Raw genomic sequence first — 25,811 nt, forward strand, 5'->3', positions numbered from 1 at the left:
CCGACACCCCAAAAGTTAGCCTGCTAGCCGTGCCAGCATCTATGATTTCTAGTGACTTTTTTACCACTGATCCTTCAACACAACCGCCACTCACAGATCCGGCCATTTTACCATCCTCATTGACCAGCATCACAGAGCCTACCGGACGGGGAGAAGAGCCCCAGGTTTTGATCACTCTGGCAATAGCAACTCGGTTATTGTTACTTTGCCATTTTTTGATTTCTTCAAAATAATTCTGCATCTTTTAAACAATATCAGATTTTATCTGTTATACGGACCATAAATTGAAAAATTTTCAATGCCTAGTACCTGTAAGAAATGTAATACTAACAGAAAAGTTTACACTTTTCGAAACTCTTCTTTCTTCAGTGCTATTTTAATCATTCTCATCCCGAAATGCCCATTTTGTATCATGGCTTATTCTTCCGCAATTACGATTTGCGGAGGACAAGATATTTACATGAATTCAAATAACTGGGTTTCTTTCATTCCTTTGGTTTTATCGGTAGTAGTCCTGGGAATGATCTTTCTCAATCAACGAGGGATCAAAACATGGATTGCTTTATTAATTGCCTTATTAAGCGCTACACTGATTGTATTAAGTCATCAATTGATCGTTCCCTCAACTTTTTATAATGTAGGAGGAATAGGCCTATTAATGGCAGCCTGGCTGAATGGAAACCTTTGGTCATTCATTCATCAGGTGGTTCAAAAAATTCGAAACAGCAGGATTTTATACAAGAGACAAATAACCTATCCAATAGATCAAAAATAATTTCAACTCTATCACTTAAAAGTTAAACATGCATGATACCCTCTTCATTTAGTTATACTGCCCCATCTACCCTCGATGAGGCGCTCAAGGTGCTAAACGAGCTTGGGGATGAAGCGAAGATCCTGGCCGGTGGCCATAGCTTGATCCCCATGATGAAGCTTCGATTTGCGGAGCCAGAGCATTTAGTAGACCTCAATAACATCCCAGGATTGTCTTATATCAACATCGAAGACGGCACGCTCAATATCGGAGCAATGACCCGTGAAAGTGAGATGGAAGAATCCGGAGATGTGCAACAACACTTTCCCATTTTTTTGGATGCGGCCAAGTTGATTGCCGATCCTCAGGTAAGAAACTTCGGAACAATAGGAGGCAACATTGCTCATGGCGATGCAGCCAATGATCACCCAGCGGTGATGATCGCACTAGGAGCTGAAGTAGAGATTACCGGAACCGGCGGTAAAAGAACTGTCGGAATTGATGATTTCTTTTATGGATTCTATGCGACCGCTGTAGAAGACGGAGAGATCCTTACAGAGATCAGAGTACCTGTTCCATCAGGAAAATTTGGAAATGCTTACCACAAAACCGAGAGAAAAGTAGGGGATTATGCGACAGGTGGCGTGGCGGTTCAGATCGAATTAGATGACAGTGGTACTTGTACCAGGGCCGGAATTGGATTGACCAACGTGAATCCTACACCACTTAGAGCTACTCGATCAGAGGAAGCGCTCGTTGGTACTAAAGTTACGGCGGCTGAGATTGAGGCTGCAGGCCAAATGGCGGCAGAAGATTGTAATCCATCAGATGATTTGAGGGGAGATGCAGATTACAAGCGACGCGTCATCAAAGCCCTGACCAAACGAATGATCACCAAAGCATTAGAAAGAGCTAACTCATGAAAACACCAATAACCCTAAAAATAAATGGCGAGGAGCACTCCTTTGAAGTAGAGCCTCGTACCCTGCTGGTACACCTGATCCGTGAGCAGGCTAACATGACTGGAACACACATCGGATGTGATACGTCGAGTTGTGGCGCCTGCACCTTGTTGATTGACGGTAAATCAGCAAAATCATGTACCATTTTGGCAGTACAAGCCAATGGTAAGGAGATCACCACAGTGGAAGGTTTGGCAACCGCAGAGGGCGTGCACCCGATCCAGGAAGGTTTCAAAGAAAATCATGGTCTGCATTGTGGATTCTGTACGCCTGGTATGATGCTGCGAGCGATCGAATTATTGGAGAAAAATCCTGATCCTACTGAGGAAGAGATCCGATGGGGGATTTCAGGAAACCTTTGCCGATGCACAGGATACAATAACATCGTAAAAGCCATCCAGTATGCTGGTGCGAAAATGCGTGGTGACGAATTGCCATCCACCGAACCTGTATTTGTTGAATAACCCCATAAACCCTGATAAAGAAAATGATACAATGTAAAACTTCGAAAGAGATCGGCGGCATGGGGCATTCCATGAAGCGAAAAGAGGATGATCGCTTCGTACATGGAAAAGGCAACTACGTCGATGATGTGAAATTACCCGGCATGCTGTACATGGATATCGTAAGAAGTCCGTATGCTTATGCCAAGATCAAAAACATAGATGCTTCCGCAGCATTGGAAATTCCTGGTGTTGTGGCAGTAGTTACCGGAAAGGACCTTGAGCAGTACAACCTGCACTGGATGCCTACTTTGATGAGTGATACACAAATGGTTCTTCCAACCGATACGGTTATGTACCAGTCGCAGGAAGTGGCAGCAGTGATTGCTACAGAAAAGTACATTGCCAGAGACGGCCGTGAGGCAGTAAAAGTGGAATACGAGCCGATGAAAGCGCTGGTAGATCCCTACAAAGCCTTAGATGAAGATGCGCCATTGTTGCGTCCTGATAAAGAGGATCAAAAGGATAATCACATCTGGCATTGGGAAGCAGGCCAGAAAGAAGAGACCGACAAAATCTTCGAGAATGCGGAAGTGACTGTAAAAGAGCAGATGCACATTCCTAGAATTCACGTTTCTTCGATTGAAACATGTGGTTGTGTGGCAGACTACAATAAAGTAGACAATCACCTGACCATGTACATGACAACCCAGGCACCACACGCCATCCGCACGGTCATTGCGCTGGTTGCAGGTCACGTGGGTTTAACAGAGGAGAAAATTCGGGTGATCGCTCCGGATATTGGAGGTGGTTTTGGAGGTAAAGTACCGGTATATCCAGGTTACGTAATTGCCATAGCTGTATCATTCCTGGTCGGAAAGCCAGTAAAATGGATCGAAGACCGAAGTGAGAACCTTCAGGCGGATTCATTTGCTCGTGACTATCATATCACAGCAGAAATGGCCGGAACCAAGGATGGTAAGATCCTGGCGACTCGTATGAAAGTATTGGCCGATCATGGCTACACGGATGCGTCTGCAAATCCTTCCAAGTTCCCGACTGGAATGTTTTCGATCGGAACAGGATCCTATGACTATCCTAATGCCTTTATGGAAGCGGATGCGGTTTACACCAACAAGCCTCCGGGGGGAGTTGCTTACCGTTGTTCCTTCCGTGTGACAGAGGCTGTACATGCCATTGAGCGAATTACAGACCGATATGCACTAGAGATTGACAAGGATCCCGCACAAGTGCGCATGGATAACTTCATCAAAAAAGAGCAATTCCCTTACCAGTCTCCAACCGGTTGGGAGTATGACTCTGGAGATTACCACGCGGGTCTTGAATTGGCCATGAGAACGGTAGATTATGATGGTTTACGAAAGGAGCAAGCCGAAAAGCGTAAGAAAGGTGAATTGATGGGGATAGGCCTGTCTACGTTTACTGAGATTGTAGGAGCAGGTCCTTCTAAGGATTTCGACATTCTCGGTATCAAAATGTTCGACAGTGCGGAGATTCGGGTACACCCTACGGGTAAAGCCATTGCCCGTTTCGGTACCAAGTCGCAAGGGCAAGGTCACGAAACTACTTATGCGCAGATCATTGCGGAAGAGTTAGGCATTCCTGCTAAAGACATCCAAGTCGAAGAGGGTGATACCGACACGGCACCTTATGGGTTGGGAACTTACGCGAGTAGAAGTACCCCTACAGCAGGTGCAGCAGCAGCGATGGCGGCTAGAAAATTGAGAGACAAAGCGAAGAAAATCGCAGCTTACTTATTGGAAGTAAGTGAAGATGATTTGGAATGGGAGCCTGGTAAGTTCTTTGTCAAAGGAGCACCGGAGAAATCCAAAACCATCCAGGAGATCGTATTTGCTTCTTATACCAATCACCCACAAGGGATGGAAGCTGGGTTTGAGGCAACTCACTACTACGATCCTCCGAACCTTACGTTCCCATCAGGGGCTTATATCTGTATTGTTGATATCGATACCGATACGTTTGAGATCAAGGTGCGAAGATTCGTAGCGATCGATGATGCCGGACATATCATCAACCCGATGGTTGCTCAGGGACAGGTACACGGTGGATTGACTCAGGGTATCGCACCTGCGATGTACGAGGAGTTGATTTACGATGAAGATGGAAACATCCTGAATGGTACGTTGATGGATTATCTGGTACCCACGGCGGTAGAGTCTCCAAGTTGGGAAACTGGCCATACGGTGACACCTTCACCACACCACCCAATTGGTGCAAAAGGTATTGGTGAGTCACCTACGGTTGGGGCGCCTCCGGCAATTGCCAATGCGATTGTTGATGCGTTGAAACCATACGGTATCACCCACCTGGACATTCCGATTACCCCTTACAAGATCTTCAAGGCCTTGAAGGAAAAAGGAGTGTTAGATAAACCAATCGCAGAGTAATAAGTTAACATCAAAAGAAGTCAGTTTCGTGCGCTGAGGCTCTCGAAGTGCACGTGTCTGACTTCTTTAATTGATATTTCATGGAAGCTACAATCACAAAGAATTTTACCATAGAAGAGCCTATTGAAAAAGTATGGGCAGGACTCAGTAATCCCATGGAGATCTCAGGTTGTGTACCTGGTGCCTCTATTACGGAGCAGATTGACGACAATAATTACAAAGGCGAGGTTTCATTGAAGTTTGGCCCGGTCAAGTCCAAGTATGACGGTCAGATCACCATCGATGAGATGGACAATGACAACCATCAAATGAAGTTGATCGGTAAAGGCCTGGATTCCAAAGGAAAAGGAAGTGCCGAGATGACCATGAATGGAACTGCCAAATCCATTGATAGCGGAACCGAAGTAGACTTTGAAATGGTAGTCTCTATTCAGGGTACCCTTGCGCAGTTTGGATCCCGATTGATCAATGACGTTTCGGCACAGTTGATGGATCAATTCGTCAATAATTTTAAAAACTTGCTTGCGGGTGCAGAGGTAGACAATACGTTGAAAGCCGGTTCCATGATGGGGTCAGTGCTGAAGAGTAAGGTCTCCGGCATCTTCAAGAAGAAAGAAGGTGAAGAAGAAAAACCTGCAGAAGCATGATACCGGAGGTCAGTCAACTGATCAGAGAGCTGGATAAGAAAAGTTACGTAGTGGAAGAAGAACTGGCGACGGTTCTTCTTCTTACTTTGAAACTGAAAAAGCCTATTCTGCTGGAAGGCCCTCCGGGCGTTGGAAAGACAGAAGCGGCACATATCCTGGCCAGTCATTTGGGGGCGGATCTGCTTCGGCTGCAGTGCTACGAAGGCCTGGATGTGAACAACGCCATTTACGAGTGGAATTATCAAAAGCAGTTGCTGAGCATCAAGATCAACGAGCAGTCTGCCTTGTCTGAAGCAGAAAAAGAAAAGCACATTTTCGGAGAAGACTTTTTGCTGAAACGTCCGTTATTGCAGGCGATAACCAGTGACAAACCTGCTGTATTACTAATTGACGAAATTGATCGTGCAGACGAGGAGTTTGAAGCCTTTCTATTGGAATTGTTGTCGGACTTCCAGATATCTATCCCCGAGATGGGAACCGTGAAGGCGAAACATCGTCCCATTGTGATCCTGACTTCTAATCGAACGCGAGAATTGAGCGATGCTCTAAGGAGAAGGTGTTTGTACCATTGGGTATCCTATCCAAGTTTTGAAAAAGAGCGAAACATCCTGAAAAAGCATTTACCAGATGTAGAGGAGAACATGTTGAATTCCCTGGTAACTTTTGTTCAGCAATTGCGAGAGATGAAATTGCAGAAATCTCCTGGAATTGCAGAGACCATTGATTGGGCCAATGCTATGATTACTTTGGGTGCGAAATCCTTTTCTCCCGAGTATGTGGAAAAAACCCTTGGCTGTGTCCTGAAATCCGATGCGGATATTAAGGTCGTGAAAGAGGAGGGGGTAGAATCGTTAATAACGAGTTAGGGTTAAGTTTTTAATGAGCTAAATACCGTCATCGCGATCTGTAGTTTAACGAAAGAGAAGCGATCGTTTGACTGGAAAATGAGCACAACCTAATGAGCAGAACCTAATTTAATACGATTGCTTTCGTCAGCCTTTAAAAGGCTAACTCGAAATGACGACTCAATAATATTTTTTAATGTCTCTTACCCACTGTACCCATCACGAATCTCTTAGCGATGCCATGGCAGGCTTTACCAAGCTGTGCCGTGACAGTAATTTGGATGTTGGGTTGAATCATACCCTGGAGGCATTACAAGCATCTGAGATGGGGTTTCTCCATGATGAGATCACTTTCAAATACACCTTGAAATCCTTGTTTTGCGTCAAAGAGGAGCAGTTTGAGGATTTTGACAAATGTTTTGATGTCTATTGGAAAAAACGCAAACACAACTACGCACACACGATCGATAAAAAAGGATCAACCAATATTGCGAAAAGGACCAATGCTTCCCTGGTGATGGCGGGCTTCAATCCTAATGGCCATCAGGAGGCCAAAGCCGAAGAGGAAGCAAAAAGCATTACCGGAGCCAGCAGAATTGAGTCATTAAAAGCGACAGATTTTTCAAAGGTGGCTTCCATGGACAGTACGTATCTGGATGACCTGGCAGAGCGACTGCTGCGTCAGCTCAACCACCGGATGAAACGCAAAATGACGGAGACAAAAAAAGGCGCCATTGATCTGAAAAGGACCATTCGCAAGAACATGTCAAATGGTGGAGCTTTGCTAGAGTTGAGTCGAAAAAACAGAAAAATACAAAAACGGAAGATCGTGCTTATTCTGGATGTCTCAGGGTCCATGGATAAGTACAGCTTCTATTTGCTTAAATTTATCTGGTCGCTGAAATCCAATCTGGGAAATATTGAGGCCTTTGTGTTCAGCACGAAGCTTGTAAGGATCACTGATCTTATTTCGACGGATCAGTTGGATCAAGCCTTGTGGGACCTTAGTGTACAGGCGGATCACTGGTCTGGAGGCACGAAAATTGGAGAATGCATCAAGGATTTCAATGACCAATATGGAAAACTTGTCCTCAATGGACGTAGTGTAACCATGATTTTGAGTGATGGCCTGGACGATGGGGAACCCAAACTATTGTCGGGAGAGTTAGAAAAGATAAAGATGCGAACCAGTAAGTTGTTGTGGTTGAACCCTTTGAAAGGGATGCAAGGGTATGCGCCGGAAGCCAAAGGCATGAAGGCAGCGTTACCTTATTTGGATGATTTTCGTTCGGCCCATAACCTGAACAGTTTGTTAGAACTTGAAAACCTATTAGCAGATGCTTGACGATCATATTTTTGAACAACTGGAAGAGCTGAAAAGCCAGGACCGAAACGCCGCAGTGGCGGTAGTGGTCAACCGCAAAGCACCTACTTCCGGGAAGCCAGGAGACAAAGCCCTCATTACCGAGGAAGGTGACGTGCATGGCTGGATCGGTGGTGGTTGTACCAAAGGCATTGTCATCAAGGAGGCCATCGCTTCGCTGAAAGATCAAAAGCCTCGCCTGGTCAAAATTGCTCCGGGTGCTGATACCCAGGACGATCAGCAAGGGGTGAAGACTTACAGCATGATGTGCCAGAGCGAAGGATCTGTTGATGTATACATTGAACCTATGATACCTGCCAGTAAAATATTCATCTTTGGAAGATCCCACATTGCTAAGTCATTGTGTGAAATTGGCGCTGCAGCAGGTTATGAAATGACGGTAATTTCCGATCTATTGGAACACGAGATGTTTCCCAAAGCGAAGAAATTTCATGCTTTGAAAGATTTCGATACCAATCAGTTGAAACCTGCCGATTTTGTGGTGGTATGTACCCAGGGGGAAGATGATGAAAAGAGCCTGGAAGCGGCAGTGGCCTCAAACGCCAATTACGTGTCTTTCGTTTCCAGTCGTAGAAAAGCCAATTCCATTTACCGAACACTCAAAAAGCAAGGTACACCCATTGAAGACCTTGCACAGGTAAAAACACCAGCAGGCCTGGATCTCAATGCAAAATCACCTCAGGATGTGGCTATTTCTATATTGGCGGAGATCGTACAGGAAAAAATGGCTCTTGGTGCGGATCAAGGAGATGAAGCGGCTTTCAAAGAGTTGAATGAAGACTTGTACATGAATCCCGTTTGTAAGATCCCCGTGCAAAAGAGCACAGCGAAACATGTTTTGGAATACAAGGGTGAGAAAGTTTACTTCTGCTGTGATGGCTGTAAAGTAAGCTTTGAGAAAGAGCCTGAGGCGTATTTGTAATTTTAGAAGCTCGGCCGTATTTGCAATGCCTGCCTCGGACCGGCAAGGCGGGCGGTCGAAATGTTTTGGGCATTTGCCATGCCTGACTAACTTATATCTATGAAATACTTCAGCTTTCTTATACCATTCCTTTTTATCTCTTGCAGTAGCCACGTACAACAAAACGAACCTTCGTTTTCCCGTCGCTACTTTCAACCCACCAATGGCTATTCTCAGATGGTTGTTATCGAGCAGAATGGCATCAAGACCTTACACATATCCGGACAAGTAGGAGAGGGTGAAAACCTGGATACTCAAATGAGAGATGTGCTCAAGAAACTTGGGGACTTGCTGGAAAGTGAAGGAGGGAGCTATGCGGATTTGGTCAAGATCAACACCTACATTGTTGATTACAAGCCCGAAGACCTGGATGTATTTCGTGGTGTGAGAAAAGAGATTTTTACGGATGCGATCACGCCGGCGAGTACATTAGTAGGTGTTACGGCATTGGCTTTGCCAGAGTGGTTGATCGAGATCGATGCAGTGGCGGTGATTGAGTAATTTAAGTATCGGTCTTATTTAAGAATTCTCCCAGCCCCGATTTTGAATCGGGTACTCCTCCAGATTTCAATAGATTGAAATAATTGACAAATCCTCCTCCACCTACAGTCCATCCTCCATGTTCGTAGATGGCATTTAAAGCCAAGAGCTCGAGTTGATTAAGGTCTTCCAATTTTTCATCTTTAATTAAGACTGTTTTCTTATCGTTTATAAATTCCAATAGCGCATGAGTGATATCTAGTGATTGATAAGTATCAGCAACTATTAATGACTCACATAGAACAGGTATAATTTTATCTTTTTCGGATTTTCCATATTTAGAAAGCGTTAAACTCGCATAACCCGAAATATTACCTTCATTGAACAGCATTCCTTCCACTTCGCTTAGACTTGTTTCGGATTTAATACCTTCAATTAATATGTTCAGGACATCCATTTGGATGGGGTTTCTGGCCAGTGCGATAGCTGCGGAAATTCTTAGTAGCGCCGAATCCGAATTCATGTGGTATTGTAAGACCGATAAGTCTATTGGACTTGCTGATTGTTTACTCAAAAGCCCTAAAGTCAGAATCCCAGTAGCTAACTCCATTTCTTCCTGAGAACTGCTAAGAATTTCCAGTATTGCGGGTGTGGTGTTTTCGGATTTTTCAGGAAACCATGCGATTGCGTAAAGTGCAGCAATTCTTATACTTTCATCCTCATGTTTTAAGCAATTCAATAAAATTGATATGCCTTCTTCGACGAAATTATAACAATCGATCAAAGCCAAAATACTATACCCATATTTTTCATTAACCTCCCGTTGTTCAGTCGTCAGACGCGCTTCACTATCTAATAAATTCTTTCTGAATTTTTTAGGATCAATGCCTTCAGGCAGGTAATTATCTTCATATCCTAATGCAAGATTGATCAGGAATTCTATTAATTCATGCCTGTTTTTTACATGTTCACTTTCAATCAGTTCATAGATAAATGGGATTGCATAGGGTGTTGCTTCGTATCTTGTTCCCTGATGAAAAATTGATCCGTATAAATTGTAAAGGGCACTTTCTCTAGTTTTCTCATTGGTGTTGGTTAGATTTCTTATGTCCTTAGCTACATCCGAAGCTACACCGTAAGCATGTTTTAAATGCTGCCAATTGATTTCGTCAATTCCATCTAGAATTGATTTTTGACTTGATTTTCGGTTGTTTCGAAACATATAGGATGTAATTCTTCACATTATTAACTGACGATCATTTCCCCATTAAAAACCAAAATCTCCACAGGCTCAGTCCGACCTTTGACATGGGTTTCATAATTCTGGGAGTTCATCCCTTTTGTGTCTGAATTATCCAAATATTCATTCACTTCCTGCGAGATGATCATGTTAGAGCCGTATTGCTTATTGAGTTGTTCAATTCTTGCAGCAATGATCACGGTGTTTCCCGTCACTGAGAATTGCTTTCTGGTTTCGGTGCCTACATTGCCAGTAACTACCTGTCCTGCATGGATGCCAATACCTACTTTGGTATGAGGCGCGATCCCTTTTGCATTGACTTCTTCTAGTTGTGCAATGATCTCTTTCCCCGCGAGGAACGCGTTTTTGACGTCTTCGCCATGGGATATGGGAGCACCGAAAGTGGCCATGAATCCATCGCCCATGAATTGATTGATGTTGCCGTGGTACTTCTGAATGATCTCGATCATGAAGCCGAAAATGTGATTTTGGTATTCAATCAGTTCCTTGGCCTCCATTTGCTCAGCAATAGGAGTAAAGCCACGAATATCCAGAAACATGATGGCCACAAATTGCTTTCTTTTTTCTGGTGCTTCCTCAATTAGTGCAGAAGCGATTTCAGGCGAAACCTGTTGCTCTAGTAATTTGGAAATATGGACCTTGGCTTCTTGCAAGTCTTCTTTGGCCTGATCCAGGTCTTCATAAGCCTGCGTAAGCTGCGCGTGTTTCTTTCGTTTACTGATGTAGAGGATCAGTACAATAATGGCCGTAATCGCAATGAGTGCAAGTCCGAAGAATAGTACGTTCTTTGCACGTTCTTCCGCTGCTTTTTCAGCTTGTATCGCAGCGATGTTCAGGTCAGCAATTTCATTTTCTTGTTTCAACCGGTCCATTTCAAGAAGTACTTCGGTTCGTGCCGCTTCTTGTGCCAGGCTGTCTTTCTCCAGTTTCCTTTGCAAGGCGGTATAGCGTTTATAGTAAGCCAATGCGGATTGATAATCATTGTTTCTCTCAAGCAGTGTTGCCTGATCTAATACTGATCGTGCTTCTTCGGGGTTTGCGTTGATACTGTCGACTTCTGGAAGTTCCAGGTCTGTCAATGAGAACGACGAGATTGGTTGTTGTAGCTGATTTTGCGGTTTTCGTGTTTGAAGCGATGCTATTTTCGTGTCAATTTCTTCCGCTTTATCAAATTCACCTTTGTCTCTCAAGAGCTTGGCGGCCTCCTGATAATGTTCAATGGCCTTGGTAGTATCGTTTTTGTTTTCTCGCGCTTGGGCCATCTTTAGTTCAAAAGCGATACCTACTTTACTGTTTGTATTGCTCACCACCCTGTCCAGGTTGAGATCGGTCAATGTTCGGTTGAAAATGTTGTCTTTCACTGCATCATCAGCTAAGGAATCAATTTTGGCCAGGTAGATTTTGGCATTGGTTGCAACTGCCTCATTTCCTATATCCTCCGAAAGGGTTTCGGCTTTTTGAAAGATATTTCGGGCATCCAGGTAGTGCTTTTTATCATATTGCGAAACAGCGAAATGATTGAAAGCTTCGGCAATCATATTTGATTGCTCTGAAGATAAGCTCATCTTAGATTCATCAAAATTCTCCGCCAGAACACATCCCTGCTTGGCGTACTTTCTGAATTTCCTGTCGTTGTTCCCGTTGAAGAAGGCGGAGAGTTGATTGAGTGTAGCCAGTTTTTCGAAACCCGATTTCCCTTTAACTTGTTTTTCCAGGGCATCAGCATCTGTCTGACCCCAACAGGAGAAGGTTAGAATAAATGCCGCCAGCAGGAACAGGAATTTCATTTGACCAAGATAGGGGAGGCATGGGCAAATGTGAAATGGAGGAAAAGAATTACGGGATTCCCAGAAAGGTTTTACCTTCTTTCGTAAAATGAAGTTTACCTGTATGGCTGATTTCAACGTAGCCGATTCCAACAGCCTCTTTAATGAGCTTTTTTAATTCAATATTTGATAAACCTGTGTATTCCTTTATTTCTTGTTCCTTAGTCCATGGATGACCAGTGTTATTTCTAACGCGGTTCATAATGGTCATGAAACCTGCCAAATCAAAGTCGCGATAATCTTCGGTTGTTGAGCTTGAAAATTGGTTGGTTTTAGTATTGATATCATCAGTGTGATCGGGGCCTTCTTTAATGCCATGGACCAATTCCTCCAGATTTGACTCGAAATGATGATCTTCGGAAAAATCCAGATAACGTTTTGATCTTAAGTAGGATGGTACTTTTGGATTCCCTTTATGTCTTACGATGGGAATCACTTTGATTTTATTTGTGTCCTCCATGACCTCATCAGCGATGATATTTTTTTCATAAGCGACTCCACCTTTTCCCGCTTTCATTTTGGCTACAGACCTTTCAGTACAGATGACCAATATGCGATCTGCGTCTTCCAGATGACTATCCATGAAGTGTTGTATGTTTCCTCCTGGCGGCAGATCTGAATCAATGATTACGTTAATATGGAATGCTTTTAGTCTTGAAGCCAACTTTTCAACCCATTCTTTATGTGCTTCGGAATCATGCGAGTAGGAAATGAAAACTTTAGGAATTTTCATGAAAGTTTAAGTTGAAGATTTAGTCAATAAATATCATCATGCTTGATTTTGGGAGTGACTTCCTGAATTGGCCAAATTTTGAAGGATGACCAGTTCTTTTTCGTCTTCTTCTATGTAGGCCTTTAGTTTGTGAATGACCAATTTCGTTAAATCCTGAGCCTGAGTAATACGACCGTTTCTAATCTTCATCTTTTGCGTTAGTCGACTGACATAAAGGATAATCAAACCGATGATGAAAAATGTATATCCAAAAGCATGAATAAGAAAATGGAGGTCTTCTTCTAGCTCATAATTGAGGATTGGATTCATTAACGCTCGAAATTCATATAAATGGAGTTGTCGGTCTTCGTAAACCTCTTCATGAGCATCTTGTATTAACTCATCGGCCATTTCCATCTGTTCTTTAGCTACATCATCCACCAATTCATTCACTATCGAATCAGTAATGATCAGGTCAGGTTGAATAAGTAATAGTAGTCCGAGAGCAGTAATGAGTACACCAATGATCAAAGTTATCAGGCGTTTCGTTACCAAATAAGACGTACCAAAAAAACGCCCGAATTTCTGAGCGGAAAGGTCTAGTTCTAATTTCTCAAGATCTTTGAATTGTTCGTTGAGTTGCTTTTGGCGCTGATATTTCTGTAAAAGCAATTTCTGAAGCGTTTCCTCTTGATTCATATCGAGGCTCCATTAAAAAGTTCGTAAAAAAGGTATCTGTAAGATAGGGATATTTCCTCAAAACCGTTAAATGGATTGGGACGGAATGCCCTGGAAATATTGTCAAGAGGATCCTTGAATCATTTAGAACAAAGGTTTATCAAGGAAAGGACTGGACTGGTTCCGTGTAACTTGAAAAAATAAACGGCAGGACGAGTTGTCCTGCCGTTTGGTTGTTGTGGTTTGAAATTTAGCTAGCTATCGTTTCAGGATCTTTTGTTGCAGTACTGTACCATTTCTGCCTTTCAAAAGGAGCAAATAGGTCCCGGCACTGAGACCCTCTAGCGACACTGAAGATTCGTAAGAATGAAGCAATTGCCTACCTACCAGATTGTAGACTACTAATTCCTGGAATTCGACCCATTCGATGGTCAGATATTCACTGACGGGATTAGGGTAAACTTTGATGTCTGAACCAAACAAGGTCGATAAAACAGGCTCATCCAGGTCGAGGACATTGATGGTGATAGAAGACGCAGCGATAACCGTTCCATCCGATACCTGTACTCTCAGTTCATACATGACTACTGTTTCAAAGTCAAGAAGATCCACATTGGCTACGGTTAGTTCTCCTGAAGTGCCATTGAGTGAGAAGGTACCTGCTTCATTCCCTGAAGTTATGGAATACGTCAACTCATCACCATCGGGATCTGTAGCGATTATAGTACCCACGAGCGTGCCATTTGCACTGTTTTCCTCGATATTAAAAGTTTGATTGGCTATTTGAGGTGGATTGTTCTCAGTCACATCGTTGAGGTTGATCGTGACTTGCCCTTCAGCGGTACCTCCATTGCCATCTGAAACCTGGACTTGTAACGTCAATGTTGGTTGTGCTTCGAAATCCAGTGCGGAAGCCGTTTGAACCGAGAGTTCCCCTGTGCTAGAAAGCAGAAACGCATCATCCGTATTTCCGGATTGGATTACAAAAGTCAACTCATCACCATCGGGATCTGTAGCAACTATAGTACCTACTAGCTTGCCATTTGGACTATTTTCGTCGATATCAAAAGTTTGATTGGTTATTTGAGGTGGATTGTTTTCTGCCACATCATTGAGGTTGATCGTGACTTCTCCTTCAGTGGTTCCTTCATTACCATCAGAAACCTGGACTTGTAGCGTGAATGTTGGTTGTGTTTCGAAATCCAGTGCGGAAGCCGTTTGAACGGAGAGTTCCCCTGTGGTAGAGAGTACAAACGCATCATCAGTATTTCCGGATTGGATCACATAAGTCAACTCATCACCATCGGTATCAGTGGCTTCTAATTGCCCGACAATCGTACCTGCAGCTGAATTTTCATCCACGCTGAAAGTGACATTTGAGAAGGAGGGAGGCATGTTTCCCGTTTCGGCTACGTCATTCAACGTGATAGTAATTTGCGCTTCAGAAGTTCCGTCGTTACCATCTGAAACCTGAATTTGCAATTCGAAAGAAGGTTGCGTTTCAAAATCCAGCGCAGAGGAGGTAAGTACTGTAAGTTCTCCTGCAGAGGAGAGAGCAAAAGCCTCATTGGAATTTCCTGATAACAATGCAAAGGTGAGTGCATCGCCTTCAACATCGCTTGCTGCTATTTGACCCACCACCGTATTCGTATCTGAGTTTTCATCAATGGAGAAGGTTTGGTTTTCGATCACAGGAGCCTCATTGACATTTTCCAGTGCCACGGTTACGATAGCTGATGCACTTTCCATACCATCCGTTACCTCAATTTCCAGGTCAAAGGAAAGCGTAGTTTCAAAGTCCAGTGGGGTTGAATCAAGTACTGTTAATGACCCGGAACCAGAAAGGGAGAAGATCTCATTTTCGTTACCGGAACTGATCGAAAATGTCAACTCATCTTCATCTTCGTCGGAGGCCGTTATTTGTCCGATAATTGTTCCATTCGTCGGGTTTTCTGCTAGTGAAAAGGTCTGATCGGCGATCACTGGAGCGTCATTAGTTTCCTCAAGATTGACTGTTATCGTGGCTGAAGCAGTTACTTCCCCATCACTGACTACCACTGTCAGGGAAAAGGAGGTCGTACTCTCAAAATTGAAGAAAGTTGAATCCTGAACACTCAGAATGCCGGAACTGGACAATGCAAAGGCGTCATTTTCATTTCCTGAGGAGAGCGTAAAAGAGAGCTCATCTTCATCCTCATCTGAAGCTACAATTTGTCCAATTTCTATACCATTTGAAGGATTCTCTATCAAATTGAAGGCCTGATCTGTAACTGTAGGTGTATCATTGATGTCACTGATATTGACAGTTACAACTGCCTCACTTCTTTCTTTGCTGTCATCGACTGCCACCGTCAGTGAGTAGGAAGTCACATTTTCAAAATTGAACAGGGTGGAATCGGCAATTGTCAACTCGCCTGATGAAGAAAGCGAAAAAGCGCCATCCTCATTTCCTGATACAATGCTATAAGTAAGTTCGTCATTGTCAGCATCCGAAGCTTCAACCTGGCCAATACTGGCGTCATTGAGCGGATTTTCATCTGTTGTAAAACTTTGATCCGCAATTTCTGGAGCGGTATTTTCCATGTAGGTGAAAGTATGGGTGCTACGGACACTTTTTGTACCACTCTCATTTACTGCCCGGACCACCAGGGTATAGTTCTCTCCATCTTCCAAAAAAGAAATGTCCAGAGGTGCGACTATGTCAATATCTGTACTGGCTTCAGGAATCTCATAGGTAAATACCTGAGAAAAGGTGGAGCTACTGATGAAAAAGTATTCCAATGCTACGATATCGGTGTTTCTCCCTGCACCTTGTTCTACGAGAAAACTCGAAGATTCCAGCAATCCCCAGGTCCCATTACTACTTCTTGCACGAACGTGTATCTGATGAAAGCCAGTATTCACGTTGCTCAGGTCGAGATTGAAATTGATTTCTTCTTGACCGGAAGTAAAGCTGATGGGGGTTCCGTTGCCAAGTCCAGGATCATCATCAACGAAATATTCGATGTATTCAATGCCTTCGGATGGCGCGACGAAGTTGAAGAAGGAGAGGACCTGTGTAGGGGACCAGGTACCGTTTCCACTTTTTGCCCGTGTGTAGAGCTGATGAAATCCTACGGCTACATCGGTAAGTGGAACAGTGAAATTCAGATCGACTTCTTGATCAGGAATAGTGGAAGCGATGAATGTACCATTTCCCAATCCCGGATCTGAATCAATGAAGTATTCTATACCTGTGACAGTCGTGTCTGGTGCCTGCAAATTGAAGAAATTCAACACTTGAGTAAATCCCCAGTCATTGCTGTTGCGTGACCTGAAGTAGGCCTGATGAAACCCAGTGGAAGTTGAGCCTAAGTCAATGTCCAATTCAGTTACGGCCTTGGAATCACTGGCACTCAGTGATACGGCGGTGCCATTGCCGTATCCCGGGTCATCATCGATGAAATATTCCAGGCTTTCCGGGTCTGTGGAAGCAACAGGGTTAAACGTATGTTCTTCTGATACAGAGACCGTTAACTCATAGCTGTTGTTTGTCTCATCTGTTTCTGCAAATTCATCATCAGGGTCCAAAATAATGGTAACGGTATGGGTGCCTTTTTCTAATACCAGAATAAGATCGAGACCCTGCCCGAAGGTTGGATCCGGATTCAGACTAGAAAATACCCGGCGTGTGTATTGAACTCCATCGATTTGTATATCTATATCTAATTCGTCCAGCGCACTGGAAAAGTCATGCCGGAGGGCATAGTCCAGGTACAACTGGAAACCTTCTTTCAAATCAGTATTGTTTGTATTGGTCCCGGTTACCGAACTGATCACAATGTTTCCATCCCACCCGGAAGGTGTATAAGGAAAGATATCCTGGGCACCCACCTGAAAAGTCAGGAAAAGGAGGCCCAGCCAAAGTAGCCTTCTCATAGGAGTTTAATTAGAAGACCTTACTTTGATCTCAACAGGAAGCCCATTTTCCTGATTGCCAAAACCTGAGGTATTGATTTCGTAGATCACTGGGAGAGGAGGTACGCCACTTAGAACATAGGGATTAGAACCTCCAAAGGGTCCGGGATCTGTACCATCAGTACCGGAGTTCTTAAAAGTAGAACCATCATCCAGGGCCCATTGCTCATCAAAACTTCTACCTGTTCGGTCTCCAAATACAGTCGTGTTATCTGTGAAACCCATGTTCCCATTTTCTGTTCCAAGCTGGCTGTTGAAGAAAAGATTATTTTCAATGATACCTGAGGTAATATTAATCGAGGCGCTGCCTCCAAGTGGGTCCCATATGTTATTGCGGAATGTGGCAGTGGTCACTACCACATCTTCTAAAAAAATGTTATTATCCACTGAGGCAAATGTTCGTGGAGCGGAGGCGTCAGTACTCCGGTTAAAGTCATTCCTTACAATGTTGTTGTCAAATATCACACCTTGAAAAAAGTCCTCTGAAAGATTATCTATTCTAATAGCATCATCTTCAAAATAATTTTGTACGATTATTATGTTTTGAACTGAAGAATTGATGTTGATAGCGAAAGTTTGATAGCAACGCATAATGGTGATATTGTTGACCCCATTGACATACGTAATATCATCTGTGGAATTGTCATCGTCGAAGACAAAACCGCTAAATACAGATCCTTCAGAACCTGACACAAATTCAGCTGTACCATCAATCACAGCAACAGAAGCCAATGTTCCTGTTTGAGGATTTTCGCTGAGTCGATAACCGGGGCCGATGATATAGAGCAATCGATTAAGTGTAAAGCCCGAATAGACAAAAGCTGATCCTTCTACAAATAAGGTGTCTCCGTCGGCTACATCGGTCATGTTGTTGATTGCGGCCTGTATAGAAACGAAATCTGCTGAATTGTCGGTGTTATTGACCCTCCAGGTGCCTGCGAATGCTCCTAAAAACAGGATGAGTGTTATAAAACTCAGGCCGGCTTTTAGCAATGTTGAGTAAAGTTTAGTCTTCATGGATTTGAATGTTTTAGTAGAAAGATCTTATTGGTCGTAACCAAAATTCTTTCTTTTAAAGGGGTACCCAAATCCGTGTTTGTGAGAGAGGCAATCGGTCTTGAAAAGGGTAATGATCGTCTTGTAAAGCAGAAGTTGGAAGCGCTGAATTTCCAGGTTTTACCTGCGCTATTTGGTCTTCAATACTTCAAACCGGTCTAGGATTTCTTGTCTTTTCTCTTTGCTAAATACGATCGGAATTTCTTTTTGACCACTTTGGAGGTAGATGATGTTGCCATTGATACGGCAGACGAAATTTCCATTGATCAGATAAGAGCGTGACACCCGAATGAAGTGAGGCACTTGAAATTGCTTGTGAAAGTTTTTGAGATTGGATGCTAGTTGATATGACTTATTCTCAGTAACCACGTCGACGTAAGAACCATCGGCTTTGACAAATAGAATGTCTTTTTTCAATACGCGCACATAGGTGTTCTGGTCAGGAAGGAAGATTGCATCGGTGATCTTGTGATTGACCACATCAAAATCAACTGACTGCTGAAAATTTTGAACGGCCAGGTCTATATTGATCGCAAATTCGCTGATTTTAAAAGGTTTGATCAAAAATGCAGCTGGATGCGTTTGTAAGGCTCTTTTTACAGTGATATTTTCTGAGTTCGCTGTTAAGTAGATGACTGGGCAACGATAACTTTCGTAGATTGAACTAATCGCAGCAATCCCATCTTTATCTCCTTCAATCATGATGTCCGCGATGATGATTTCTGGTTGGGTCTGATGGGTCAATTCCACGGCTTCATCGTGATTCCGCGCATTTCCCAGGACTTCATGACCTAAACCCGTTAACTTCATCCTCAAGTCCGCAGCAATCAAGAGATCATCTTCTATGGTCATTATGCGGTAACTCATTGCTTTAAGATAAGGTGAAGTAAGGATTTCGACATCATTTTATGAGGTTACTTGAAGTGAGTATTGGAAACCGGGTCTGGAAATGACCTCAAAACGACCTCTAAGTTGTTCAGATTGTAAATGGATGAGCTGATGACCAAAGGAATTAGATGTATGCCATGTCTCTGGATCAAAACCATTGCCATTGTCACGATAGTCAATAGAGATTTCTTCCTGCTCCCGAGTGATAGAGAGTCCAATTTTGAGGTCAATGTGTTCTTCGACATGTTTCAGGCTGTTTGTTACCAGCTCGTTAACAATCAGGCCTAGACTGGTAGCTTTTTCGATGCTGATTTCAACATGTTGGACTACATTTAGATTCATCGTCATCTTTCTTGGAGATGTGTAACTAATCTCTTTGATCAAAGTATCCAGATAGTTTTTAATATCCACTACACCTAATTCCTTTCCCTCATAGAGCATTCTGTGTAAAAGGGCCACGGAATTGATGCGCCCCTGACTTTCATATAGAGCGACTTTTGCGTCAGTAGATATCAGCTTTTGAGATTGAAGGCTCAATAGGCTGCTGATCATCTGAAGATTGTTTTTGACTCGGTGGTTTTGTTCTTTGAGTAGAATTTCGTTGCGTTGTGAGAGTTTTTTGTTCTTCTTGTTTAGTTGGAAGAAATACAACATCGCCATTAGGAAGATAAGTGTTCCAACACCCATGAGTAGCATGCGACTTTTAGATTGCGCCAGCTCTACTTCCGCATCTTCTAATATTCCTTTTGTCTTGGTCACTTCATATTTCTTGTCAGCGTTCAAGACCTCTTTGTTAAGTGCGGTTACGTCTTTTTTCAGTCGAGCGTGGTTTTGCAATTTGTATAAAGTAACGATCGTGTCAAGGTCGTTTTTAAGTGCAATGTTGGTAGCCAGATTAAAAAAATACGAACTCATCACTGCTGGCCTTTGCTTATGAGGATCATTTCCCATTGCCGTTAGTATTTCAGCCGCCCGGTCCAATTGATTGGTAAAATTCAAGAAGGTAGAATAACGATTCATCAAATAGAAAGGGAGTTCGGGATCGTCAATATTTTCTGAGAGTTTCATGCCCTGTTCATATAGTTCATCTACTTCATTGATCAAATGGGGATCTTTTGTTTGTAGGTAGATAGTAAATACTACTTGCATCATGGCCCTGTAAGCCCACCCCTTTGCTCCAGGTGTGGACTCTTTTGCCTGAACCACACGTTGATGCCATACGAGGGAAGAATCGCACCAATGTAAGTATTCATCAACGGAAATACTGTCTGATAGATCGTTTTGCTTAAAAGAATAAACCAGCATTCCAGCCCGATTACAAACTTCATAATACAAATTGCGTTGGGAAGATGCTGAGGCATATTGCAATGCGATGTTAAGGTATTTTACTGCTTCCTTCCTGATTCTTATTCGTTGAAATTCAGTAACGAGCACCGAGGCATATCTAATCAGATTGAAGGTATCCTGTTCTGATTCAGCAATTTGCAGACTGTCTATAAGCATAGTCATATATCTTTCCTGTGACATGTCTCTTTGCTCAGGCTCATGAATTTGAGCATTGAGGATCAAGCAAAAGGCAAGTGCTAAAACCAAGAACAGAAAGCCTTTCATACTGCTATCTTTATGTTGTATTGAAATCCATGATTGGACCACACTTTGAAAGTTCCACGTAGTTGCTCAGATTGCAATCTTATGAGTTGATTACCAAAGGAATTTGATTTTTCCCAAAGCTCCGGATCAAAGGAATCGCCATTATCCATAAAATTCAATTGAAGCACATTATCCTTCAAGAACAGATTGATTTCTATTTTCAATTCAATCGAATTGGACACATGCTTGATGCTATTGGTGATCAGCTCGTTGAGTATTAATCCAAGACTTGTGGCCTTTTCCACGGAAAGCGATTGGTCCTCCTCAATGTCTAGGTGGGTTATCAATTTCCTGGGACTTGCATAGGTGATTTCTTCTACCAGTGATTTACAATATTCTTTAAGCTTTACTAGCTCCAGGTTGTCACCTTCATAGAGCATACGGTGCAATAAAGAAACAGAATTGATGCGCGATTGACTTTCATTGAGTACTTGCTGGGCGTCATTTGAGTGGGTGCCGTGCGCTTGTAAAGTCAATAGGCTGCTGATCATTTGAAGGTTGTTCTTGACCCGGTGGTTTTGTTCTTTGAGGAGCAGTTCGTTGTACTTCCTCAGTTTGAAATTAGATCGGAAAAGCACCAGTAAAACCACCGCAACGATCAAAATAATCAGTCCAGCCACCATCAGGATCAGGTTAATTCTCTTCTGGTTTTCATTGATCACCACCTGCCGATCTAATTGACTATTGACCTGATTAAGGTCGATGGATGCCTGAAGCTTGCTGGCTTCCAATCGTTCATTGTTGAATTGCTCATTTTTCAAAGAGTCTAGCAGTTGCGTCGTTTCGAACGCCTGTTCGAAATCATCGATCATTTGATAGTATTCCACCAGGCCTTCATGAACTTGAAGTCGGACATCAAAATCCTGGGAGAGGAGCGCACTATCAAGGTACGATTTGGCTTTTTTCAATTCCCCGCTACTCAATAGTACTTTGGCGAGATAGACATATGAATTGGCGAGGAATTCAGGTAAGGTAGCCTTCTTTAGGGCAATGGCCTTAAGTAGGTTTTCCTTTGCCAGAAGGTCCTTCCTTTTTTTGTACGCCGTGATTCCAAGATTATTGTAAGCCATGGCCATGGCAGAGCTATCAGAGGATTGAAAAGCGTGTTCAAGCGCTAACTGGTAGGATAGGTAAGCACTATCTAAAAGGTTTCGAGCCAGGTACACATTACCAATATCCAAGGTGATAGAATTGTATTCCTGGATAAGATTATGTTCTTTACAAATTTTTCTTGCATCTAAGTACGACTGCATACTTTGATCATATTCTTTTAATTCCAGCCAGGACCTGCCCCGTGCATTGACTAGTTGATAGACTTTTTGTGGGTCAGAATTGACATCCAATAACTGTACGTATTGCTCTATTTCATTCAAAGCTGATCGATAGAGACCTTTACCATTGAGGCCTTGTACAATGTTTAATTGACTGTAGAAAAGCTGTTCTTCGTCCTGTATTTTCTCAAAAACCTGAGAAGCTCGGCGATTGAAATGTATGGCACTGTCCCAGTCTGATAATTTCATGCATACATTGCCCAGGTTGATTAATGCATAGCCAACGTATACCTGGTTATCGTTATCTGATGCTAATGGAATCGTTTTTTTGTAATAAAATATGGCAGAATCAAACTGAAATTCGGACTGATAATTCCAGCCCTTTCGAAGTGTTTCGCACTCCGGACATGGTTTCATTAGCACCAATAAGCTCAACAAGTACAAGAAGGCGGTCATAGAATGAATTGACGCTCAACTTATTCATTCTTTCTCAAAAAAAGAAAAGTGGCGAAAGCCACTTTCCAACAAGACAATTTAGCCTCCTCCAGGAGGGATGCCGCCGCCGTTTCCGCTGCCATTGTTATTTCCGTCACCATTTTTCAAAGTGGTGACTTCTGTTTTTTGTTCAATTTCATCAAAGTCAGTTTCACATGATGTTAAGCCAGACATGGTGCTAACCCCTAGGATCAACAGCCATAGAAAATTTTTCATTTTCATGGTTTGCTGTGATCTTTGGGAGGTCTCTGTTTTAGAATACCGACCTCCTACAGGGCATTCCAAAACAGACTGTTTTACCAGATCTTTTGTATAATTTTGATCAAAGCTGGTGTGAATTCTTCAGCACCAATCGAAATAGCTGGATATAGCTTAGATATTCGCGTAAATGACTGATAAAGAGAAGCTTGTAGCGAAGTATTTGTTGAATGATATCTCTGAATATATCGTCGGAATGCCCTATTCCAGGACCGATAAACCCGAGCATGAAGTCATCAATGAGGCCGTCAGTACGAAAGTGATCCCGCTATTATCCGAATCTGAGCGGATGAAGCTGGTGGGTAAAGGTGCGGAGGCAAAGACCAGACTCTGGGTCTATGAGACGATGAAAAGTTGGAAGTTGCCGAATAAGGCACCTGGGACTGCCGAGATGCGATTGATCCTGGCCAAATACTATGGCTACACCGACTGGAAGTCTTGTTTAAATCATTATCTACCCATTGCTCAAGAAGTGAAACCTGACGTCACAGCGGACAAGCGGTCCTTTAGGATACCCTTCATTTCCATCAATTTTCGGTCATTGATGTATGTGGTTGTAACGATATTCATTGGCATCATCGCATTCACGCTCTTCAAAATGGAGCAATTGTTCAGCCGAATGGCAGATGATCGACCAGCAATACCTAGGCAAATAGAGAAGACTGCTCCAGGGCCCATATTGATTTCGAATGATTCGATTGGCAGTATAGACTATGAAGGAGAGGGGATAGTATATACTGAAAAGGACCTCCGTGTTGATCAGGAGGAAGAACAGAAGGAAAGCAGGCAAGCAATGACCAAAGAGATAGTGCCTCGAAAAACTCCGGTCAAGAAGGTTTCTCCACGTAAAGCAGTGTTGGAATTGGGCTTATCCTGGGATGCGAAGAGCCTGGCCGAATCTATGTCCAGGGGAGATTTAGAGGCCATATCCTTGTTTGTTCAAGGAGAATTTCCGTTGCAATCTGATTATAAGGGTGCCTCGGTACTTTTATATGCGTACGAGGCTAATGCTATTGATCCGGTAGGAGTCACAGACAAATTGATCGAATTAGGATTTGATTTTAGGGAACTGCTTGTAGATCGTTCATTGATCCGACAAACATCACCCGACCTTCCTGTATCGTTTCAAGACGAAAGGTTACCTAAATATGATAGTTACCAGAAAACCTTTCAGGGATCTTTGGTGATGTGGTTAACGCAAATGGTGATATGGAGGGGTGAAAAAAACCATGAAGTGGAAGTCATAAAGAAGCTTGTCACCGAGTGGGATTTTGAGATCGCTCCGAAGTTCATTTATCAGGCACAAGTGAACTACGGTGTTCCTGTTCCTGAAATAGCCAACCTCTTTAAAGAAGAATTGATAGAGGCAAAACGGGCGGCATTTGATCTTAATAGATCATTGGACTTAATGCGGTACTGGCCTAATGAATATGAAATAGATGGGCAAATTTTTCATCCCATCGTGCCTAGGGATAAACAGCACATTTATGTGCAGAAGAAAGGCAATTTTGAAATCAGTGTCAGACCAATTGACGCTGGAGATTTTGTGGACAGGTTGCAAGACAATTTCATGAAAGGGGAAAATATCAATAGGTTCCAAAAAGAATTGGATACCTATGGTATTGGCAGAAATAGTTTTGATGGATTTGGAGACAAGTATGCTTTTGTTTTTTTGGAGGTCGAAAGCGAAGAATCCGTGAGCTTATATAAATTAATTCAGCCTAATTACGTCAATATTTCGACGAAGATGATCCTCGTATGCAAACCTAATGAAACAGGCTTCATCGATTTCCTGAAAAAACAGGAAGTGGGCGGCTATGATGCAGCCACTATTCTAACCACCGGTAATAAGGAAGCGTATTATTTGAATCTTTACGCAGATCAATGGACCGGTGGTCCCAGGGTGGTGGTGACCAAAAGGAATGGCCAAATACTGAAGCAATACGATTCCGTAGATGGATTTAAAAATTTCCTGATCGAGGATATGCGATAATATTGTCAATAAGTGAAGAATAGCTTATCGACGTATCTCTTTAAAGATGCCTGTCCTTATGAACGCTTTCAACTCAAAAAATGCCTGGAATCAGTTTCTTCGTTGTTTTTTGGTATTGATGAAAGGATTCTAGGTGTCCATACCTTTCCTTATTAGAGCGTTCCAGATAGGGGATACCACTCACTTTAATCAGTAAGAAGGTAATCCAGATGGGACCGACAATGGTCAACCAGCTCAAGCCTGAAAGAGCGGGAATGGTTGTGATGAATATACCTGACCAGACCAATATTTCTCCCAGGTAGTTTGGGAAACGAATGATGCTAAAAAGACCTTCTGACATGAATTTTCCGTCGTTGGAGGCTAGGCTTCGGAAATTGAATTTTTGATGATCAGCAACTATTTCCAGCAGCCAGCCAATCATGAATACGATGGAGCCGATGGAAAATTCAACCAGATGTGGCGAAAAATCAATATTACTAGATAGGGCGGCAATTGTAGGTAATATCACGATCCAGATGCTAATGGCTTGTAAGGTATAAAACCCACCGAATCCTCGGATGGAGTGCCGAAAGCTATCAAATCGACTGTCCTTACCTTTTTGGAGAATTCTCCTGAATAAATAGCCGCCCAAACGAATGGCCCATAGTAGTATCATAACTGTGATCGCCTGACGGTACCAACTGGAATGATTGCCATAATGCCAAAACAAGACCAGTGCTAAGATGCCAAAGGTGCTGGCATAGGTGATATCGGTGAGTTTATCGGTTTGAAACCTGAACGCAATCAGAAAAATGATCAAGTTGAAACCTATGGAAAGCAGCAAACTTAGAAGGTAAGGATTTAGGTCGATCATGAGGGGTG

General features: G+C 42.9%; 22 protein-coding genes. 10 read left to right on the forward strand and 12 right to left on the reverse strand.

The window, feature by feature from the left end; translation table 11 throughout:
* The coding region (locus tag R8G66_08475; GenBank protein ID MDW3192386.1) for an XdhC family protein at positions 1-241 on the reverse strand (241 nt) is incomplete at its 3' end.
* Positions 242-412: 171 nt separating this feature from the next.
* On the opposite strand from R8G66_08475, the gene R8G66_08480 reads away from it, so the two are divergent.
* From R8G66_08480 to R8G66_08520, 9 genes are all read left to right on the forward strand, one after another.
* Positions 413-775: a hypothetical protein gene (locus R8G66_08480; GenBank protein ID MDW3192387.1), complete on the forward strand. Its 363-nt coding sequence runs from the start codon at positions 413-415 to the stop codon at positions 773-775.
* Between the two features lie 32 nt (positions 776-807).
* Positions 808-1,677: a xanthine dehydrogenase family protein subunit M gene (locus tag R8G66_08485; protein MDW3192388.1), complete on the forward strand. Its 870-nt coding sequence runs from the start codon at positions 808-810 to the stop codon at positions 1,675-1,677.
* Positions 1,674-2,180 (forward strand): (2Fe-2S)-binding protein, encoded by a 507-nt coding sequence (locus R8G66_08490; GenBank protein MDW3192389.1) that lies wholly within the window; start codon positions 1,674-1,676, stop codon positions 2,178-2,180. The genes R8G66_08485 and R8G66_08490 overlap by 4 nt, the downstream gene beginning before the upstream one ends.
* 23 nt (positions 2,181-2,203) lie before the next feature.
* A complete protein-coding gene (locus R8G66_08495) occupies positions 2,204-4,588 on the forward strand; it encodes an aerobic carbon-monoxide dehydrogenase large subunit (GenBank protein MDW3192390.1) in 2,385 nt (794 codons plus the stop codon).
* An 80-nt stretch (positions 4,589-4,668) separates the two neighbouring features.
* Positions 4,669-5,235 (forward strand): SRPBCC family protein, encoded by a 567-nt coding sequence (locus tag R8G66_08500; GenBank protein ID MDW3192391.1) that lies wholly within the window; start codon positions 4,669-4,671, stop codon positions 5,233-5,235.
* A complete protein-coding gene (locus R8G66_08505) occupies positions 5,232-6,101 on the forward strand; it encodes a MoxR family ATPase (protein MDW3192392.1) in 870 nt (289 codons plus the stop codon). The genes R8G66_08500 and R8G66_08505 overlap by 4 nt, the downstream gene beginning before the upstream one ends.
* 175 nt (positions 6,102-6,276) lie before the next feature.
* Positions 6,277-7,425: a VWA domain-containing protein gene (locus tag R8G66_08510; GenBank protein ID MDW3192393.1), complete on the forward strand. Its 1,149-nt coding sequence runs from the start codon at positions 6,277-6,279 to the stop codon at positions 7,423-7,425.
* Positions 7,418-8,386 (forward strand): XdhC family protein, encoded by a 969-nt coding sequence (locus R8G66_08515; protein ID MDW3192394.1) that lies wholly within the window; start codon positions 7,418-7,420, stop codon positions 8,384-8,386. The genes R8G66_08510 and R8G66_08515 overlap by 8 nt, the downstream gene beginning before the upstream one ends.
* A gap of 99 nt (positions 8,387-8,485) precedes the next feature.
* A complete protein-coding gene (locus tag R8G66_08520) occupies positions 8,486-8,926 on the forward strand; it encodes a RidA family protein (protein ID MDW3192395.1) in 441 nt (146 codons plus the stop codon).
* Position 8,927: 1 nt separating this feature from the next.
* Here the strand turns inward: R8G66_08520 and R8G66_08525 are convergent, their stop codons facing one another.
* From R8G66_08525 to R8G66_08570, 10 genes are all read right to left on the reverse strand, one after another.
* Complete coding sequence (locus tag R8G66_08525; GenBank protein MDW3192396.1) at positions 8,928-10,127, reverse strand: HEAT repeat domain-containing protein; 1,200 nt, start codon at positions 10,125-10,127, stop codon at positions 8,928-8,930.
* 23 nt (positions 10,128-10,150) lie between these two features.
* Positions 10,151-11,953 carry an adenylate/guanylate cyclase domain-containing protein gene (locus R8G66_08530; GenBank protein MDW3192397.1) on the reverse strand — a complete coding sequence of 601 codons (1,803 nt, stop codon included), beginning with the start codon at positions 11,951-11,953 and terminating at the stop codon, positions 10,151-10,153.
* Between the two features lie 49 nt (positions 11,954-12,002).
* A complete protein-coding gene (locus R8G66_08535; protein ID MDW3192398.1) occupies positions 12,003-12,725 on the reverse strand; it encodes a toll/interleukin-1 receptor domain-containing protein in 723 nt (240 codons plus the stop codon).
* Between the two features lie 36 nt (positions 12,726-12,761).
* Positions 12,762-13,403: a hypothetical protein gene (locus R8G66_08540; GenBank protein ID MDW3192399.1), complete on the reverse strand. Its 642-nt coding sequence runs from the start codon at positions 13,401-13,403 to the stop codon at positions 12,762-12,764.
* Between the two features lie 237 nt (positions 13,404-13,640).
* Entirely contained in the window at positions 13,641-17,300 is a 3,660-nt protein-coding gene (locus tag R8G66_08545) for a cadherin domain-containing protein (GenBank protein ID MDW3192400.1), read from the reverse strand.
* 6 nt (positions 17,301-17,306) lie between these two features.
* Positions 17,307-18,356 (reverse strand): hypothetical protein, encoded by a 1,050-nt coding sequence (locus R8G66_08550; protein ID MDW3192401.1) that lies wholly within the window; start codon positions 18,354-18,356, stop codon positions 17,307-17,309.
* Between the two features lie 168 nt (positions 18,357-18,524).
* Positions 18,525-19,262 (reverse strand): response regulator, encoded by a 738-nt coding sequence (locus R8G66_08555; protein ID MDW3192402.1) that lies wholly within the window; start codon positions 19,260-19,262, stop codon positions 18,525-18,527.
* A 39-nt stretch (positions 19,263-19,301) separates the two neighbouring features.
* Positions 19,302-20,894 (reverse strand): sensor histidine kinase, encoded by a 1,593-nt coding sequence (locus R8G66_08560; GenBank protein MDW3192403.1) that lies wholly within the window; start codon positions 20,892-20,894, stop codon positions 19,302-19,304.
* The gene (locus R8G66_08565; GenBank protein ID MDW3192404.1) at positions 20,891-22,660 is read right to left on the reverse strand and encodes a histidine kinase dimerization/phosphoacceptor domain -containing protein; all 1,770 of its coding nucleotides are present in this window, start codon (positions 22,658-22,660) and stop codon (positions 20,891-20,893) included. Before R8G66_08565 ends, R8G66_08560 begins: the two co-directional genes overlap by 4 nt.
* Positions 22,661-22,738: 78 nt before the next feature.
* Positions 22,739-22,915, reverse strand: a complete 177-nt coding sequence (locus R8G66_08570) for a hypothetical protein (protein MDW3192405.1) — start codon at positions 22,913-22,915, stop codon at positions 22,739-22,741.
* 172 nt (positions 22,916-23,087) lie between these two features.
* On the opposite strand from R8G66_08570, the gene R8G66_08575 reads away from it, so the two are divergent.
* A complete protein-coding gene (locus tag R8G66_08575; GenBank protein MDW3192406.1) occupies positions 23,088-24,950 on the forward strand; it encodes a hypothetical protein in 1,863 nt (620 codons plus the stop codon).
* Between the two features lie 73 nt (positions 24,951-25,023).
* Here R8G66_08575 and R8G66_08580 read toward each other — a convergent pair whose 3' ends face one another.
* Positions 25,024-25,803: a DUF1295 domain-containing protein gene (locus tag R8G66_08580; protein MDW3192407.1), complete on the reverse strand. Its 780-nt coding sequence runs from the start codon at positions 25,801-25,803 to the stop codon at positions 25,024-25,026.
* Positions 25,804-25,811 lie beyond the last annotated feature (8 nt).

Source organism: Cytophagales bacterium, assembly GCA_033344775.1.
Taxonomy (GTDB): domain Bacteria; phylum Bacteroidota; class Bacteroidia; order Cytophagales; family Cyclobacteriaceae; genus JAWPMT01.

Bases quoted from the DNA above. Each gene is read 5' to 3' on its own strand.
- R8G66_08480 (MDW3192387.1), top strand. From the start codon at position 413: ATGGCTTATTCTTCCGCAATTACGATTTGCGGAGGACAAGATATTTAC.
- R8G66_08485 (MDW3192388.1), top strand. From the start codon at position 808: ATGATACCCTCTTCATTTAGTTATACTGCCCCATCTACCCTCGATGAG.
- R8G66_08490 (MDW3192389.1), top strand. From the start codon at position 1,674: ATGAAAACACCAATAACCCTAAAAATAAATGGCGAGGAGCACTCCTTT.
- R8G66_08495 (MDW3192390.1), top strand. From the start codon at position 2,204: ATGATACAATGTAAAACTTCGAAAGAGATCGGCGGCATGGGGCATTCC.
- R8G66_08500 (MDW3192391.1), top strand. From the start codon at position 4,669: ATGGAAGCTACAATCACAAAGAATTTTACCATAGAAGAGCCTATTGAA.
- R8G66_08505 (MDW3192392.1), top strand. From the start codon at position 5,232: ATGATACCGGAGGTCAGTCAACTGATCAGAGAGCTGGATAAGAAAAGT.
- R8G66_08510 (MDW3192393.1), top strand. From the start codon at position 6,277: ATGTCTCTTACCCACTGTACCCATCACGAATCTCTTAGCGATGCCATG.
- R8G66_08515 (MDW3192394.1), top strand. From the start codon at position 7,418: ATGCTTGACGATCATATTTTTGAACAACTGGAAGAGCTGAAAAGCCAG.
- R8G66_08520 (MDW3192395.1), top strand. From the start codon at position 8,486: ATGAAATACTTCAGCTTTCTTATACCATTCCTTTTTATCTCTTGCAGT.
- R8G66_08525 (MDW3192396.1), bottom strand. From the start codon at position 10,127: ATGTTTCGAAACAACCGAAAATCAAGTCAAAAATCAATTCTAGATGGA.
- R8G66_08530 (MDW3192397.1), bottom strand. From the start codon at position 11,953: ATGAAATTCCTGTTCCTGCTGGCGGCATTTATTCTAACCTTCTCCTGT.
- R8G66_08535 (MDW3192398.1), bottom strand. From the start codon at position 12,725: ATGAAAATTCCTAAAGTTTTCATTTCCTACTCGCATGATTCCGAAGCA.
- R8G66_08540 (MDW3192399.1), bottom strand. From the start codon at position 13,403: ATGAATCAAGAGGAAACGCTTCAGAAATTGCTTTTACAGAAATATCAG.
- R8G66_08545 (MDW3192400.1), bottom strand. From the start codon at position 17,300: ATGAGAAGGCTACTTTGGCTGGGCCTCCTTTTCCTGACTTTTCAGGTG.
- R8G66_08550 (MDW3192401.1), bottom strand. From the start codon at position 18,356: ATGAAGACTAAACTTTACTCAACATTGCTAAAAGCCGGCCTGAGTTTT.
- R8G66_08555 (MDW3192402.1), bottom strand. From the start codon at position 19,262: ATGAGTTACCGCATAATGACCATAGAAGATGATCTCTTGATTGCTGCG.
- R8G66_08560 (MDW3192403.1), bottom strand. From the start codon at position 20,894: ATGAAAGGCTTTCTGTTCTTGGTTTTAGCACTTGCCTTTTGCTTGATC.
- R8G66_08565 (MDW3192404.1), bottom strand. From the start codon at position 22,660: ATGACCGCCTTCTTGTACTTGTTGAGCTTATTGGTGCTAATGAAACCA.
- R8G66_08570 (MDW3192405.1), bottom strand. From the start codon at position 22,915: ATGAAAAATTTTCTATGGCTGTTGATCCTAGGGGTTAGCACCATGTCT.
- R8G66_08575 (MDW3192406.1), top strand. From the start codon at position 23,088: ATGACTGATAAAGAGAAGCTTGTAGCGAAGTATTTGTTGAATGATATC.
- R8G66_08580 (MDW3192407.1), bottom strand. From the start codon at position 25,803: ATGATCGACCTAAATCCTTACCTTCTAAGTTTGCTGCTTTCCATAGGT.